17 protein-coding genes and 2 pseudogenes are annotated in these 15,267 nt (G+C 63.7%); 12 read left to right on the top strand and 7 right to left on the bottom strand.

Features of this window, described 5'->3' with window-relative positions:
- The first annotated feature begins 281 nt into the window (after positions 1-281).
- A complete protein-coding gene (locus V1279_RS10295) occupies positions 282-518 on the top strand; it encodes a hypothetical protein (protein WP_334434963.1) in 237 nt (78 codons plus the stop codon).
- Between the two features lie 7 nt (positions 519-525).
- Here the strand turns inward: V1279_RS10295 and V1279_RS10300 are convergent, their stop codons facing one another.
- Together V1279_RS10300 and V1279_RS10305 are read right to left on the bottom strand one after the other, a co-directional pair.
- On the bottom strand, positions 526-783 hold the full coding sequence (locus V1279_RS10300; protein ID WP_334434965.1) for a hypothetical protein: 258 nt from the start codon (positions 781-783) through the stop codon (positions 526-528).
- Between the two features lie 13 nt (positions 784-796).
- The gene (locus V1279_RS10305) at positions 797-1,108 is read right to left on the bottom strand and encodes a hypothetical protein (RefSeq protein ID WP_334434967.1); all 312 of its coding nucleotides are present in this window, start codon (positions 1,106-1,108) and stop codon (positions 797-799) included.
- Between the two features lie 421 nt (positions 1,109-1,529).
- Here V1279_RS10305 and V1279_RS10310 point away from each other — a divergent pair, with 421 nt between their 5' ends.
- Entirely contained in the window at positions 1,530-1,676 is a 147-nt protein-coding gene (locus V1279_RS10310; protein WP_334434969.1) for a DUF6496 domain-containing protein, read from the top strand.
- Positions 1,677-1,681: 5 nt separating this feature from the next.
- Here the strand turns inward: V1279_RS10310 and V1279_RS10315 are convergent, their stop codons facing one another.
- The 4 genes and pseudogenes from V1279_RS10315 to V1279_RS10330 form a co-directional block, all read right to left on the bottom strand.
- Positions 1,682-1,834 carry a hypothetical protein gene (locus tag V1279_RS10315; protein ID WP_334434971.1) on the bottom strand — a complete coding sequence of 51 codons (153 nt, stop codon included), beginning with the start codon at positions 1,832-1,834 and terminating at the stop codon, positions 1,682-1,684.
- Between the two features lie 248 nt (positions 1,835-2,082).
- Positions 2,083-2,157 (bottom strand): annotated as a pseudogene (locus tag V1279_RS10320) (SDR family NAD(P)-dependent oxidoreductase); the annotation flags it as partial.
- 45 nt (positions 2,158-2,202) lie between these two features.
- Complete coding sequence (locus tag V1279_RS10325; RefSeq protein ID WP_334434973.1) at positions 2,203-2,634, bottom strand: CBS domain-containing protein; 432 nt, start codon at positions 2,632-2,634, stop codon at positions 2,203-2,205.
- Between the two features lie 143 nt (positions 2,635-2,777).
- Complete coding sequence (locus tag V1279_RS10330) at positions 2,778-3,101, bottom strand: hypothetical protein (protein WP_334434976.1); 324 nt, start codon at positions 3,099-3,101, stop codon at positions 2,778-2,780.
- Between the two features lie 202 nt (positions 3,102-3,303).
- Here V1279_RS10330 and V1279_RS10335 point away from each other — a divergent pair, with 202 nt between their 5' ends.
- The gene (locus V1279_RS10335) at positions 3,304-3,759 is read left to right on the top strand and encodes a host attachment family protein (protein WP_334434978.1); all 456 of its coding nucleotides are present in this window, start codon (positions 3,304-3,306) and stop codon (positions 3,757-3,759) included.
- A 60-nt stretch (positions 3,760-3,819) separates the two neighbouring features.
- Here V1279_RS10335 and garD read toward each other — a convergent pair whose 3' ends face one another.
- Positions 3,820-5,355, bottom strand: coding sequence for a galactarate dehydratase (gene garD / locus V1279_RS10340; protein ID WP_334446311.1), 1,536 nt, complete (start codon positions 5,353-5,355; stop codon positions 3,820-3,822).
- Between the two features lie 325 nt (positions 5,356-5,680).
- Between garD and ytfQ the strand changes: the two genes are divergently transcribed.
- From ytfQ to chvE, 9 genes and pseudogenes are all read left to right on the top strand, one after another.
- On the top strand, positions 5,681-6,646 hold the full coding sequence (gene ytfQ / locus V1279_RS10345; protein ID WP_334434980.1) for a galactofuranose ABC transporter, galactofuranose-binding protein YtfQ: 966 nt from the start codon (positions 5,681-5,683) through the stop codon (positions 6,644-6,646).
- A gap of 130 nt (positions 6,647-6,776) precedes the next feature.
- Positions 6,777-8,321 carry a sugar ABC transporter ATP-binding protein gene (locus V1279_RS10350; protein WP_334434982.1) on the top strand — a complete coding sequence of 515 codons (1,545 nt, stop codon included), beginning with the start codon at positions 6,777-6,779 and terminating at the stop codon, positions 8,319-8,321.
- Positions 8,321-9,306: pseudogene (locus V1279_RS10355) on the top strand (ABC transporter permease). Before V1279_RS10350 ends, V1279_RS10355 begins: the two are co-directional and overlap by 1 nt.
- Complete coding sequence (gene yjfF / locus V1279_RS10360; protein WP_334434985.1) at positions 9,303-10,286, top strand: galactofuranose ABC transporter, permease protein YjfF; 984 nt, start codon at positions 9,303-9,305, stop codon at positions 10,284-10,286. Before V1279_RS10355 ends, yjfF begins: the two are co-directional and overlap by 4 nt.
- The gene (locus V1279_RS10365) at positions 10,283-11,062 is read left to right on the top strand and encodes a FadR/GntR family transcriptional regulator (RefSeq protein WP_334434987.1); all 780 of its coding nucleotides are present in this window, start codon (positions 10,283-10,285) and stop codon (positions 11,060-11,062) included. Before yjfF ends, V1279_RS10365 begins: the two co-directional genes overlap by 4 nt.
- On the top strand, positions 11,059-11,991 hold the full coding sequence (locus tag V1279_RS10370; protein WP_334434989.1) for a Gfo/Idh/MocA family protein: 933 nt from the start codon (positions 11,059-11,061) through the stop codon (positions 11,989-11,991). The genes V1279_RS10365 and V1279_RS10370 overlap by 4 nt, the downstream gene beginning before the upstream one ends.
- On the top strand, positions 11,988-13,070 hold the full coding sequence (locus tag V1279_RS10375; protein ID WP_334434991.1) for an aldose epimerase family protein: 1,083 nt from the start codon (positions 11,988-11,990) through the stop codon (positions 13,068-13,070). Before V1279_RS10370 ends, V1279_RS10375 begins: the two co-directional genes overlap by 4 nt.
- A 122-nt stretch (positions 13,071-13,192) precedes the next feature.
- The gene (locus V1279_RS10380; RefSeq protein ID WP_334446313.1) at positions 13,193-14,077 is read left to right on the top strand and encodes an SMP-30/gluconolactonase/LRE family protein; all 885 of its coding nucleotides are present in this window, start codon (positions 13,193-13,195) and stop codon (positions 14,075-14,077) included.
- A 110-nt stretch (positions 14,078-14,187) separates the two neighbouring features.
- Positions 14,188-15,261: a multiple monosaccharide ABC transporter substrate-binding protein gene (gene chvE, locus V1279_RS10385; RefSeq protein ID WP_334434993.1), complete on the top strand. Its 1,074-nt coding sequence runs from the start codon at positions 14,188-14,190 to the stop codon at positions 15,259-15,261.
- The last annotated feature ends 6 nt before the right edge of the window (positions 15,262-15,267 follow it).

Genomic DNA, 15,267 nt, shown 5'->3' on the forward strand with positions numbered 1-15,267 from the left:
GGATGGAGGCCTTGCGAATGCTCGAAGAGCAAACTGAAGGAGGCGATTGTCGCAGAGCTGAAACGGCAAGCGGCGAATGATCCGCAGTCGCTTAGCATTGAGAGCTCCGACGGCCTCGTCGTCAAGGGTAGGATCGATTTGGACGATCTGGCGATGCTGATCGCGGGCGCCGTTGCAGGAGGACCGTAACGGCTTTTCGGGAAGCCTGCCTTCCGCCGGCAAGCTGAATCAGGAACAGAGATTGCCGCCGGACGTTCTCCCAGAAATGGTTGGACGTAGACATGACGGAACCGCTGCCCCTGCTGATAGAGAGTTCGATTGAAATCGCCTGGGACTATCTCGACCGTACCGGGGAGTTGGGCGATGCGATGGTGGCCGGCCGCTTTCTCAGCGACACGATAGAGTTGATGGTGCGCCACGGCGAGCGGCGGCGGTTGATGCTGGCCAACAAGGCAATCACGGCCTATCAACAATTCAGGCGGCAGCAGTCCATACCTCCCGTGCTCGCCTCGGCCTAATGGCCGTTCACTTGTTTGCGTCGGAACCCCCTTGCGCGAGTGCTGGTTCACCAAGCACGCGAACATGAAAAAGAACGACGACGGGAGCGGTCACCGGAAAAATGAAGTCCTGCAGTTCGTCCAGCAGTGCCCCTTCCAGCATGGAGAATGCCGGGACCGGCACTAAAAAATAATTCCGGCGCTCGGCCTGGCGGCCTTTGAACCCTTGGCGAATGCCGCTGGCCTGCGAGGCAGCGGCATTCGCCTGAAAGCAGCTATTCGACATTGGTGCGTGAGTATCAGGCCTGATCCGGCGCTTCTTCGAGGTTGTCCAGCTTCACGAGATAGGCCAACAGCAGGTCTCCCTGCGTCGGCACGGCATCCCGCGCGACCCCCCGATACGTGGCAATTTCATTCTCGGTCGAGCGCCGAGCCCGGAGCCGCGCCTTGCCATCCCATAGGGGTGAACCGTTCGACATCAGGCCGGCGATGTCGCGACGCAGCCAATGCTCGTGACAAAGTTGCTGGGATTCTCGCAAGTTCTTGGCTTCGAAAGCGAGAGTGGGTCTTCCGCCGATATCCAGGGTAAAAATTGGAGGCAGCAGCGTCATCCAACCCACGCCATATATCTGATGACAATGAAGAGGCCGACGGCACCGACGGCAATAAACGCGCAGGATATTCCGATCCGCATTGCAATCCGAATGACAGTCAGACTCATGCCAGCGGCCTGATCTTATCCGTTAAACGGTTCAGTTCCCCCGAGTCGAAGCGGGTCCGCAACGAACCGGATTTCGAGGCGCCGCACTCTGCGCATTCGAGTATCCGCCGAATAGCCGGCGCCCAAGCCGACGTTTGCCAATCACATTCGGGCCAGGCAGCTGACACAACGCCGACATCCACGAGAGCGCGGCGAGCATTGGTTGCCTCGCTACAAAAATAGCCTGCAACCGGTTTGTCGTCTGTCTGATCCCTGACACATGATTTCCGGAAATATGATTCGAAAGGGTCTCCGCTTTCCGGTGGGAGGAATTGCGAAGCCGCAAATCCGGCACGCTGAAGAGCGGCCGATCCGGCAAGAACGTAAAGAGCAGGAAACAGGCGACCGCGATCGGCCTGTCCGAAGCCCGGAAGAAGGGCGCCAAGGTGCCGAAGAAGCGTTCGAAGAAGAAGTCCTGAAGGGCTCAGTCCAACCGGGCCAGATCGGCGGCCGGATAGGCCACCATCCAGTCGTCGAGTAGTTCATCTCCGAAATCATCGAACGCACGGAATCGGTAACGCTCTGGATTTCGGGACGGCATCTTGCGGTTTCGAGGGAACGTGGGTTTGGCTGCCATCGGTCTTCGCCGCTCCGTCGGCATTCCCCCCGTCTGTATGATGAGCGTTAAAACGGCGAGCGGCTGATCGAGGTTCCTGTAACGTCGTGAAAAAGAACGGCGGCGTCACTGGTGACGTTTCTTCTCGTCATCCCGTTCTATCTCTTTGATTCGAGTATGAATCTTTCGGAAAACCGGTGGCCGCTTTTCCGGATCATGCTCTAGCTAGGCCAGCGGCGGCTGACCGTTGGAAGCAGAAGATGGGGCCGCGCGCGCGCGGTGGCCTCGCCAATGCCGGAGGCGGCGCCTGTCACGATGACGACCTTCCCCTCAAAGCGCTTCATGGCCGCTCATTTCGCAACAGGGTCATTCAAGCGGGCTTGCGCAGATCAAACCTGTACATGTTGCCCGCCGGGCCGCGAAATTCCGTATAACGCCGCGCCCGTGCCGTTGCCGCCCTGAACCAGCGCGATGTCGCCCAGCGCAATGATGCCGACGAGCTGCTTGTTGCGATTGAGCACTGGCAGGCGACGGACCTGGATGTCACCCATGTTCGCGCTCACCTCGTCGAGATCCTGATCGTCGTAGCAATACTTGACGTCGGCCGTCATCACGTCGCCGACCCGTCCCTCCGGGCCTCGGCCCATGCCGATACCGCGGATCGCGATATCGCGGTCGGAGATCATGCCGACCAGGCGGTCATTGTCGGTCACCGGCAGCAATCCGACGCCGAGCGCCGCCATGGCCTGCGCGGCGTCCTTCAACGTGTCATCGGGAGTGCAGAGCTGAACCTCAGGCGTCATCACATCGGAAACTTTCATGTGAGCCTCTCCGTTTGGCCGTTGCTTCACCGGCTAACAGGCCACGCCGACCGCCGTTCCTGCCCGGCAAATGAAATATTGCCGACTCCGGCGGAGAGCTTCAGACTGAGCTGAAGTCTCTCGCCGAGTTTCTCCTGGTCTGTTTACCAGCGGTCGTTGTCGACGCCGACGCCCACGCTCACGCCGGGGGCGCGGATACCGACGCCGGCTCGCGGCTCGTCCCAGTCGCGATAGCGTCGACGCTCGATATATCGCTCGCGCGGTGCATAGGCGTATGAATCGCGGACGATCACGCGGCTGCGGCCGCGGGTGCGATAGCAGCGCCCGTCGTCGTCACAGACCATGCGGACCTGCTGTATCAGGTCGGAGTTCGTATATTCGCTGCTGGTGTAGATGTCAGACGCATTTGCGCTGCCGGTCAGGAGCGCACCCGCGCCGGCCAGCAGGCCGATTGCGATCTTCCTCATTAAGTTCCTCCTCATTCGAATGCTGCCCTCGGGGCTCAAAGCATCGCTCTCGCTTTGGTTCCGGCGCGGGAAGCAATCAGACCGGAGTTCCATCGGCCCGGAGTGGGCGCGCCGATGGTGGCCGATGAGATCGGCCTGGGCGTCATCGTCGCACAGGCAACCACGCCGCGATTCGGGCGTTGGCCTGCGTGGAGCATCGATAATGACCAATGAACCGACCCCCGCCATCTCTCACAATGCACTCGTTCTGATCGGCGACGGCCAAAAGGCGCTCTTTCTGCGCAACAAAGGTACCGCGCGGCAGGTCAAGTTCGAAGTCGAGCAAATCCTGGAACAGGACAATCCGGCAACTCGCGAGCAGGGCACTGATCGTCCGGGGCGCGTCGTCTCAAGCGTCGGCGCGGCGCGAAGCGCGGTAGAGGAGGCTGACTGGCACCACATCGCAAAGGAGCGGTTCGCCGGAGAGATCGCAGAAGCGCTCTACCGTCATGCTCACAACAATCGTTTCGACAAGCTCGTCGTGATAGCGCCGGCGAAGATTCTCGGCAACCTGCGCAAGGCATTTCATGCCGAGGTTACAGATCGGATCGTGGGCGAGATTCCGAAGCAATTAACTTCGCATCCGATACCGCAGATCGAAAGGCTGGTGGCGGCCTAGCCATGTATCGGCTGGGCCATGGCGGTTGCAACTCCACGACCATCGGGCGCCGAGCCGTCGTCAGGTCACCGGGCCCGGATTGAACAGCGCAAGCGAGTTGGTGAGCTTCCAGTGTTCGGCCCAGGTCTCGCGGCCGCTCGCCACATCGAGCATGAGTCGGAATATCTCCCAGCCCACGTCTTCGATCGTTGCTTCGCCGGTTGCGATGCTGCCGGCGTCAACGTCGATCAAATCGTGCCAGCGCTGTTTCAACTCGCTGCGCGTCGAGACCTTGATGACCGGCACAGCGGCAAGCCCGTAGGGCGTGCCACGGCCGGTGGTGAAGACGTGCAGCGTCATGCCCGAGGCCAATTGCAGCGTACCGCAGACGAAATCGCTTGCGGGCGTTGCCGCAAAAATCAGCCCTTTTTGGCTTACCCGCTCACCCGGCGCTAGCACGCCCGCGATCGGGCTGGTGCCTGACTTGATCACCGAACCCATCGCCTTCTCGACGATGTTGGAGAGGCCACCCTTCTTGTTGCCCGGCGTGGTGTTGGCGCTGCGGTCGGCCTCGCCGCCGGCAAGATAGCGATCATACCAGGCCATCTCGCGAACCAGCGCATCCGCAACGTCCTGGTTCGCCGCGCGCGGCGTCAGCAGATGAATGGCGTCGCGCACCTCAGTTACTTCGGAAAACATCACGGTGGCGCCGGCGCGTACCAGGAGATCTGCGGCGAAGCCCAGCGCCGGATTGGCAGTCACACCGGAGAACGCATCGCTGCCGCCGCATTGCATGCCGACCACCAGCGCCGACGCCGGACAGGTTTCGCGGCGCCGCTGGTTCAATATCTTGAGGCGCGCGTCGGCCATCTGCACGATCTCCTCGACGATTTCGCCGAAGCCGGTGAGGCCTTCGTCCTGCATGCGCATGATTTCGTCATCGGCGCTCATGCCCTCGGGCAACAACAATTCCGGCTGCAGCTTCTCGCAGCCGAGGCCAACGATCAGCACCTCGCCGCCGAAATTGGGATTGCGCGCAAGGTTCTGCAGCGTGCGAATCGGGACGGCGGCGCCCGGCGCGTTGATCGCAACGCCGCAGCCATAGGCATGCGTGATCGCCACCACGCCGTCGACGTTGGGATATTTCGGCAACAGCTCCTTGCGGATCCGGTCCAGCGCGAACTCGACCGTGCCGGCGACGCATTGCACGCTGGTCGAGATCGCGAGGATGTTGCGGGTGCCGACCGAACCGTCGGCATTGCGATAGCCTTCGAACGTGTAGCCTTCCAGCGGCGGCAGCCTGATCGCGTCGCCGTTCGGCGTCGGCAGATTGTCGAACGACGGCGCGTCGGGCATTTGCACCAGCGATTCCTTGACCCAGCTCCCCCTCGCGATCGGCGCCGCGGCATGGCCGATGACCTCTCCGTAGCGGCGAATGACTTCGCCCTCGTTGATGTCAGTGAGGGCAACCTTGTGTCCCTGCGGAATCTGCTCGATCAGCCGCAGCCCGCAGGCAAATTCGGCACCCGGGTGCAGACCTCCGCGGTTCGCGACGATCGCGACGTTATCGTCCGCCTGCATGCGGATGTAGAGCGGTTTCGCGGTGACGGGCTGCATGTCGAATCCTTGTTCACTGGCGGCATCAGACAACGCGTAGCGGCGCTGCATGATCGAGGCAATCAAGGTCAAACCACGCCTGTTATCAAGCGGCCTTCAGGGAAGAAGCCGGCGGCTACGAGCTCGATATCCGGCCGTATGGGGAATTAATCCTAGCTTGGCGACGGCGTCAGCCGGAACCTATTAGTCAAATAATATTACTAGTCAGGACCGATCTTCCGTGAAATATTGCCCGCGCTGCCGACAATGGACAGCTCTAGAGGTGCCTTGATACCAAATTCGGGCATGCAGGCACCCTGAACAACATTTTGGGAGAACGCGCCTCATGACCTCCAAAGCCCTCCTTGCGGCCACCGCCCTGGTCGCCATCACGCTTTCACTTCCGGCAACCGCCGCTGAACTCACCGTCGGCTTTTCGCAGATCGGATCCGAATCCGGCTGGCGGGCGGCGGAGACCTCCGTCTCCAAATCGGAAGCCGCCAAGCGCAAGGTCACGCTTAAGATCGCCGACGCCCAGCAGAAGCAAGAGAACCAAATCAAGGCGATCCGGTCCTTCATCGCCCAAAGCGTCGACGCGATCTTCCTCGCACCTGTCGTGTCGAGCGGCTGGGACGCGGTGTTGAAGGAGGCGAAGGAAGCCAAGATTCCGGTCGTGCTGCTCGATCGCGACATCGATCCTTCGGGCAAGGAGCTTTATCTAACCGCGGTCACCTCGGACAGCGTGCATGAAGGTGCCGTTGCCGGCGAATGGCTGGCGAAGGCCGTGGCGGGGAAGGCATGCAATGTCGTCGAGCTGCAGGGCACGGTTGGCGCGAGCGTCGCGACCAATCGCAAGAAGGGCTTTGACGGCGTCATCGCCAAGAACGCCAACCTCAAGGTGGTGCGCAGCCAGACCGGCGACTTCACCCGCGCCAAGGGCAAGGAGGTGATGGAGAGCTTCATCAAGGCCGAAGGCGGCGGCAAGACGATTTGCGCGGTCTACGCCCATAACGACGACATGATGGTCGGTGCGATCCAGGCGATGAAGGAAGCCGGCCTCAAGCCGGGCAAGGACGTCCTGACGGTGTCGATCGATGCGGTGCCTGACATCTTCAAGGCGATCGCGGCCGGTGAGGCAAACGCCACCGTGGAGTTGACGCCGAACATGGCGGGTCCGGCGCTCGACGCCATCATGGCCTTCAAGGCGAAGGGAACGGTGCCGCCGAAGTGGATCCAGACGGAGTCGAATCTCTATACGGCTGCCGACGATCCGCAGAAGATCTATGACAGCAAGAAAGGCCTTGGCTACTGATCGGCCTTAAGTCGTGCCGCCGGGTCCTGAACGGGCCCGGCGGCAAAAGCCTTCTCGGCGAATCCGCCTCCTAAGGCGAACATGCCGGGCATTCGCGTTCGACGCGAATGTCGGTGGGAGTGATGTCGGCATGAATGCAAGTTCCGACCCTGGCCCCGCTCTCTTGGAAGTGCGCGGCCTGAGCAAGAGTTTTGGCACGCTGCGGGCCCTGCAGGAGGTGGATTTCACCTTGCGGGCCGGCGAAATTCACGCGCTGCTCGGCGAGAACGGCGCGGGCAAGTCCACCCTGATCAAGGCGGTGACCGGTGTGTTCCCGCGCGACGCCGGCATCGTCCGGCTCGACGGTGCCGAGGTCGCGCCGCGCTCGGCCAAGGCCGCGGTCGATGCGGGGATTGCGACCGTCTATCAGGAGGTCAATCTGCTGCTGAACCTGTCGGTGGCGCAAAACCTCTATCTCGGACGGCAGCCGACGCGATTCGGTCTGGTGCGTGAGGCCGAGATGCGCCGCCGCGCCACCGAACTGCTTGCGGAGTTCGACCTGCATATCGACGTCGCTGAGCCGCTCGGAAACTATTCGGTCGCGGTTCAGCACATCACCGCGATCGCGCGCGCCGTCAACCAGTCGGCGCGGGTACTGATCCTCGACGAGCCGACCGCGAGCCTCGATCGCCACGAGGTCGAGATCCTTTTCGCGGTGATGCGCAAGCTCGCGCAGCGCGGCATCGGCGTCGTCTTCGTCACGCATTTTCTCGATCAGGTCTATGAAATCTGCAACCGCATCACGGTCCTGCGCAACGGCCGGTTGATCGGCGAGCGGACGACCGCCGAACTGCCGCGGATCGAATTGATCCGCATGATGCTCGGCCGCGAACTCGCCGAGACGACCAGCGAGCGCGCAGCGGCGCAGGTGCGGCAGGTGGGGGAGATCTGCGCGCGCTTCGAAAACTATGGCAAGGCCGGCTATGTCGCGCCGTTCGATCTCGCGCTCCGCCGCGGTGAGGTGGTTGGTCTGGCGGGCCTGCTCGGATCGGGGCGCACCGAAACCGCTCGGCTGGTGTTTGGCGCCGAGCGCGCCGACAGCGGCAGCGCTACCGTCGAAGGCAAGCCGGTCCGCCTGCAGTCGCCACGCGATGCGGTTGCCCACGGCTTCGGCTATTGCCCCGAAGAACGCAAGACCGAGGGCATCATTGCCGATCTCACCGTGCGCGAAAACATCGTGCTGGCGCTGCAGGCCAAGCGCGGCCTCGCAAAGCCGCTGTCTCGCGCCGAGCAGGACGAGATCGCCATGCGTTTCATTGGGCTGCTCGACATCCGCCCGCCGGAGCCGGAGCGCCCGATCGGGCTATTGTCCGGCGGCAACCAGCAGAAGGTACTTCTCGCTCGATGGCTTGCCACCGCGCCGCGCCTTCTGGTGCTGGACGAGCCGACTCGCGGCATCGATGTCGGCGCCCATGCCGAGATCATTCGCCTGATCCGTGAATTGTGCGACGACGGCCTGGCGCTGCTGGTGATTTCTTCCGAGCTCGACGAGATCGTGACCTATTCCGACCGGGTGGTTGTGCTGCGCGATCGCGCCCATGTCGATGAGCTGGAAGGGGAAGCCATCGACGTCTCGAATATTCTAGCAGCGATCGCTGTCGCCGGCACTGCCGGCGCGGGAGCCGGACAGCCATGATGCCAAGACTGCTGCAACGCCGTGGCCTTGCCCAGATCATCGCCTTGCTGGTGATCCTCGCGGTCGACCGCGCCGTCTCGCCGCAATTCTTCGATCTGCGGATGCAGGACGGGCGGCTGTTCGGCAGCCTGATCGACGTCTTGAACCGCGGGGCGCCGGTCGCGCTGCTTGCGCTCGGCATGGTGCTGGTCATCGCCACGCGGGGCATCGATCTGTCGGTTGGCGCGGTGATGGCGATATCAGGCGCCATTGCCGCGAGCCTGGCCGACGCCCACGGACTGCCGCTGGCGCTCGCCGCAGCCCTCGGCGCCGGGCTGCTATGCGGGCTGTGGAACGGCTTTCTCTCGTTGCCGTGCTCGGCATCCAGCCGATCGTCGCCACCTTGATCCTGATGGTGGCCGGCCGCGGCGTCGCGCAGCTCATTACCGAAGGGCGGATCGTCACCTTCACCGCGCCCGACCTGGTCTGGCTCGGCAACGGCTCGGTGCTCGGCGTGCCGGCGCCGGTGGTGGTCGTCCTCGGCATGTTGATCGTCACGGGCGCGGTGGTCCGAGGCTCTGCGCTCGGCCTGTTGATCGAGGCGACCGGCGGCAACGCAAGGGCAAGCGAACTCGCCGGGATCGGCACGCGCGGCATGATCCTCGCGGTCTATGTCTGGTGCGGCCTGTGTGCGGCACTCGCCGGCGTCATCGCCGCCGCCGATATCATGGGCGCGGATGCCAATAATGCCGGCCTCTGGCTCGAGCTCGACGCCATTCTTGCGGTGGTGATCGGCGGCACCTCGCTGTTCGGTGGGCGCTTCAGCCTGGTGCTGGCGATGGTCGGCGCGCTGATCATCCAGGCCATGAACACGGGTATCCTGCTGTCGGGTTATCCGCCGGAGTTCAATCTCGTGGTAAAGGCGGCCGTCGTGCTGGTCGTTCTGCTGCTGCAGTCGCCGCGCTTCGCCAACGCCGGGGCCGTGCTGGGGAGGGCCCGCCAATGAGGAGTCTGCCGCCGGCCGCGATCACGGCCATGGTGTTCGTCGTTGGATTTGCGCTCTGCACCGCGCAATTTCCCAATTTCGCTTCCACCCGCGTGGCCGCCAATCTGCTGACCGACAACGCCTTTCTCGGCATCGTCGCCGCCGGCATGACCTTCGTGATCATTTCCGGGGGCATCGACCTGTCGGTCGGCTCGGTGATCGGCTTCACCACCGTGTTCGTCGCGCTGGCGATCGAGCGACTCGGCATGCCGCCGCTGATAGCCTTCGCCGCAATCCTGCTGCTGTGCGCCGCCTTTGGCGCGGCCATGGGCGCCGTCATCCATTTCTTCGACATGCCACCGTTCATCGTCACGCTGGCGGGCATGTTCCTCGCCCGCGGCGCCAGCTTCCTGATGTCGACGGAATCGACGCCGATATCAGCGCCGCTCTATTCGAAGGTGTCGGATTTCGCACTGCGGCTGCCCGGGGGAGGCCGGCTCACCGCCATCGCCCTTATCATGCTCGCGGTGGTCGCGGCAGGAGCCGTGCTGCTGCATTTCACCCGCTTCGGGGCCAACGTCTATGCGCTCGGCGGCAGCCGCGCGACCACGGCCCTGATGGGCATTCCGGTCGGGTCCATGACGGTGCGCATCTACATGCTGTCGAGCGTCCTTGCCGGGCTCGCCGGCATTGTGTTCTCCTTCTACACTGCGGCGGGCTACTCTCTGTCGGCGGTGGGCGTCGAACTCGATTCCATCGCGGCTGTGGTGATCGGCGGCACCTTGCTGACCGGCGGGCAGGGGTCGGTGGTCGGCACGTTGCTCGGCGTGCTGATTCAGGGCCTGATCCAGACCTACATCAATTTCGATGGAACCTTGTCGAGCTGGTGGACCAAGATCGTGACCGGTGTTCTTCTTTTCGCTTTCATCGCCCTGCAGCAGGCCATGCTGGGCATCGCCCGCCGCGCCGGCCCCCGTAAGGCAGGAGTCCTCAAATCATGACGTCCCGGCTTGTCGTCATCCCGACGCGGCGCGCGCATTCCAACCACGCCGAGGTTGCCCGCAGCATCGGCGTCGACATCATCGCCGGCCGTTACGCCGAAGGCGGACGCCTTCCGGGCGATGCCGAACTCACGGCGATGTTCGGCGTGTCGCGGCCGGTGTTGCGCGAGAGCGTCAAGACCCTGGTTGCAAAGGGGCTGCTCACCACCAAGGCGCGGGTCGGCACCGTGGTGCGCGAGCGCGGCGCCTGGAACATGTTCGATGCCGACGTGCTGGCCTGGCATCTCGATGCCGGCATCGACCGGCGCTTCCTCAACGATCTCGCCGAAATCCGGCTCGCGGTCGAACCGCGCGCCGCCGCGCTCGCGGCTGGCCGCCGCTCGGAGGCCGACATCGCCGAACTCCGCCGGAGCATGGCGCGAATGCGGGCGGAGGCCTCCGACACCGTTGGTTTTGCCGATGGCGATCTTGCCCTGCACCTGGCCGTCGCCAACGCCTCCGGCAATTTGTTCATGCGTTCGATCGGCAACGTCATCGAGGCGGCGCTGCGCGCCTCGTTCCTGCTCAGCGCGCCGGTCGAGACGCAGGACCGCGAGACGGTGCTGCTGTGGCACCAGCGCATTGTCGATGCGATCGAGAGCGGCGATGCCGAGGCGGCGACCGTCGCCATGGCCGAGGTGATCCACAATGGATTGCGCCGTCATGAGGGAACGCCGGCATCGTCCGGCACTGTGCCTGCGACCCCCGCGGCCGTCGAGTCTGGAGAGCAATCATGAGCCCGCTTCGCGTCGCCATCGTCGGCTTCGGCAAGATCGCGCGCGACCAGCATGTGCCGGCGATCGCTGCGACCGATGGCGTGGAGCTGGTTGCCGTCGCCAGCCGCAATGCCTCGCTTGCCGGCGTGCCGCATGCGGCGACGCTCGATGAACTGCTGCGCGACGGTCCGCCGATCGACGCGGTGGCGCTGTGCACCCCGCCGCAGGTTCGTCACGCGCAGGCGGCGATGGCGCTTGCCGCCGGCAAGCACGTGATGCTGGAAAAGCCGCCGGGCGCGACGGTAGCTGAAATCAATCCGCTCGTGACCGCTGCGAGGGCCGCGCAACGCACGCTGTTCGCCACGTGGCACTCGCGGTTCGCTCCCGCGGTCGAGCCGGCGCGGCTATTGCTCGCCGGCCGGCAGGTCACATCAGTCAAAATTGCCTGGAGGGAAGACGTGCGGGTTTGGCATCCGGGGCAGGCCTGGATCTTTGAGCCGGGCGGGCTCGGCGTGTTCGACCCCGGCATCAACGCGCTTTCGATCCTGACCCGCATTCTGCCGCAGCCCTTGTTCGTGACGTCGGCCGATCTCGCATTCCCCGCCAATCGCGACGCGCCGATCGCAGCCAGCCTTGCACTCAGCGATGCGCAGGGGTTGAAGATCACGGCCGAATTCGATTTCCGCCAGACCGGCCCGCAGAGCTGGGACATTGATCTCGACACCGATGGTGGCCCGGTCACGCTCTCCATGGGTGGGGCAAGGTTGCGAGCAGGAGGCAAGCAGCTCGTCGATGCTCCCGACGCCGAATATGCCGGGCTCTATCGCCGCTTCCGCGAACTCTGTGCAACCGGCGAGGCCGATGTCGATCTCGCGCCGCTCCAACTCGTCGCCGACGCGTTTCTGCTGGGGCGGCGCCGCACGGTTGAGCCATTCGAGGAGGCGGCATGAACGTGTCGTCCATTCCTCGCGTTGCGCGCTCTACCTTCGGGCTGCTGCCTGACGGCAGCGAAGTCGAACGCGTGACCTTGCAGGCCGCGGACGGACTGGAAGCGCGCATCATGACCTACGGCGCGTCGCTGCAGGCATTGCTGGTGCCGGATGCCGCCGGACGCCGTGACGACATCGTGCTCGGTCATGAGGCGTTCGAGGGATATCTCGCCCGCCGGCAGTTCTTTGGCGCCACCGTAGGGCGCTATGCCAACCGTATCGCGGGGGCGCGCTTCACGCTCGACGGCACTGAGGTGCAACTCGCGGCAAATAACGGGCCCAATGCGTTGCATGGCGGGCTGGAAGGTTTCGACCGCCGCAACTGGACGATCGTCGCGATCGAGGATGGAGATCGTCCGGCCGTAACGCTTGCGCGCACCAGTCCCGATGGCGAAGAGGGTTATCCCGGCGCGCTGGAAGTGGAGCTGACCTGGCGCCTGGCCGGACCGATGGAGCTTCGGCTCGACATGGCGGCGCGGACCGATCGCCCCACCGTGGTCAATCTCACCAACCACAGCTTTTTCAACTTGGCTGGCGCATCCTCGGGCCGCAGCATCCTCGATCATCACCTCACCGTCGCCGCCGATCATTTTCTCGCCATTGATGCCGGCGCGATCCCGCTGCCGCAGCCGCCTTGTGCGGTGGCCGGCACGCCGTTCGACTTCCGTGCAGGTGTCGAGATCGGCGCGCGGATTCGCGACGACCATCCGCAGCTCCGCCTCGGCCGCGGCTATGACCATAATTTCTGCCTCGCGCCGCCAGGCGACGAGCCTCGTTTCGCTGCGCGGCTTGCTGCTCCGGGTTCCGGCCGTGTGCTCGAACTGTTCACCAATCAGCCCGGCTTGCAGGTCTATTCCGGAAACTTTCTCGATGGCTCGACCGCCGGAAAGGGCGGCCGCCTTTACCGGCAGTCCGACGCCATCTGTCTCGAGCCGCACGCGTGGCCCGATACGCCAAACCGGCCCGATTTCCCGACAGCACGCCTGTTGCCGGGCGAAGTCTATCGTCACACCACGCTATACCGTTTTACGCATGCCTGATGACGGAACAAGCGATGTACCTGCCAACCAACAGAGCGGCACTGGCGAGAGGCGACTCCGCAATCGGGACACAATCCGTGGTAGAGTGCCTGAGAGGGCGGGCGATGATCAATGACGACGAAATGGAAGCGGTACCGACGGCCGTTCTCTGTGGCGAGCGATGCCATCTTGGCGAGGGCCCGACCTACGACGCCACCACCGACACGGCCTGGTGGTTCGATATCCTCGAACGCCGGCTGTTCGAGGCGCGGCTCGACACCGGCCGCACCACCATCCATTCGCTCGGCGTGATGGGCAGCGCGCTTGGGCGTATCGACGCGCATCGTCAGCTCCTCGTCGCCGACGATGGTCTCTATATACGTGAGCCGGCGGATGGGCGGATGACGCTGTTCTGTCCGCTCGAAGCCGGCAATGCCGCAACGCGTTCGAACGATGCCCGGGTTCATCCGTCCGGCACGTTCTGGATCGGCACCATGGGCCGCCAGGCCGAGCGGGGACTGGGCGCCATTTATGCGCTGCATCGCGGTGAGCTGTCGCGCCTTTATGACCACATCACGATCCCGAATGCGATCTGCTTCTCGCCGGACGGAACTGTCGGCTATTTTGCTGATACAGGGCAGAATGTGCTGTTTCGCGTCGATCTCGATGCGGCGACCGGCCTGCCGCGCGGCGCGCCTGCCGCGCTGGTCACCCGGCGGGGCGGCGGCGGCATCGACGGTGCAGTGGTCGATGCCGACGGACTGATCTGGAATGCGCGCTGGGGCGGCGGCTGCATTGACGTCTACAGCCCGCAAGGCGAGCATCTGCGCACGCTCCGCGTCCCGGCACGGCAGTCGAGCTGCCCTGCTTTTGTCGGGCAGGATCTCTCACGCCTGCTCGTCACCTCGGCCTGGCAGGGAATGGCCGAGGAAGCGAAACGTGCCGATCCCGATCATGGCCGCACCTTCGTGCTCGACGCCGCCGCGCGTGGCCGACCTGAACCAGACGTTAAACTTGCAACGGGTTGATGGAGGAATGAGGCGCGCACAAACGCGCAGAACGACTGAGTTTCAAGAACCGCATTCAGCGGTCTGACGATCCAGGAACCATAGATCCTCGATGATCAAGGGAGTGAAGCATGACTAGTCTGAAGATCACATTGTCGGCCTTTGCGCTGGCAGCAACCATGGCCGCAACGGCGGTGACCGGCGCTTTCGCCCAGAGCAAGGGGACCGTCGGGATCGCCATGCCGACCAAATCGTCGGCACGCTGGATCGACGATGGCAACAACATCGTAAAAATCCTGAAGGAGCGCGGCTACGGCACCGACCTGCAATATGCCGAGGACGACATTCCGAACCAGCTCTCGCAGGTCGAGAACATGGTCACCAAGGGCGCCAAGGTGCTGGTGATCGCGGCGATCGACGGCACCACGCTGTCCGACGTTCTGAAGCAGGCCAAGGCCAAGGGGATCACGGTCATCGCCTATGATCGATTGATCCGTGATACGCCCAATGTCGACTACTACGCCACTTTCGACAATTTCCAGGTCGGCGTGCTGCAGGCGCAGTCGATCGAGCAGAGGCTGGGGCTGAAGGAAGGCAAGGGGCCCTTCAATATCGAATTGTTCGGCGGCTCGCCGGACGATAACAACGCTTATTTCTTCTACAATGGCTCGATGTCGGTGCTGCAGCCTTATATCGACAGCGGCAAGCTGGTGATCGGCAGCGGCCAGAAGGGCATGGACAAGGTTTCGACCCTGCGCTGGGACGGCGCCACAGCCCAGGCGCGGATGGACAACCTCCTGAGTGCGTTCTACGGCCGCAAGCGGGTCGATGCCGTGCTCTCTCCCTATGACGGCCTGTCCATCGGCATTCTCTCTTCGTTGAAGGGCGTCGGCTATGGCAGCGGCAACATGCCGATGCCTGTCGTCAGCGGGCAGGATGCCGAGGTGCCCTCGATCAAGTCGATGCAGCGCGGCGAGCAGTATTCGACCATCTTCAAGGATACCCGCGATCTCGCCCGCGTCACCGCGGACATGGTGGACGCCTCGCTCAGCGGCAAGGAAGTGACCGTCAACGATACCAAGACCTACAATAACGGTGTCAAGGTGGTGCCTTCCTATCTCCTGAAGCCTGTCGTCGTCGACAAGAGCAACTGGGAGAAGGTGCTGATCGACAGCGGCTACTACAAGCGTTCGCAGTTCGACTAAGACGAA

It is taken from the genome of Bradyrhizobium sp. AZCC 1610 (assembly GCF_036924515.1).
Classification (GTDB): Bacteria; Pseudomonadota; Alphaproteobacteria; order Rhizobiales; family Xanthobacteraceae; genus Bradyrhizobium.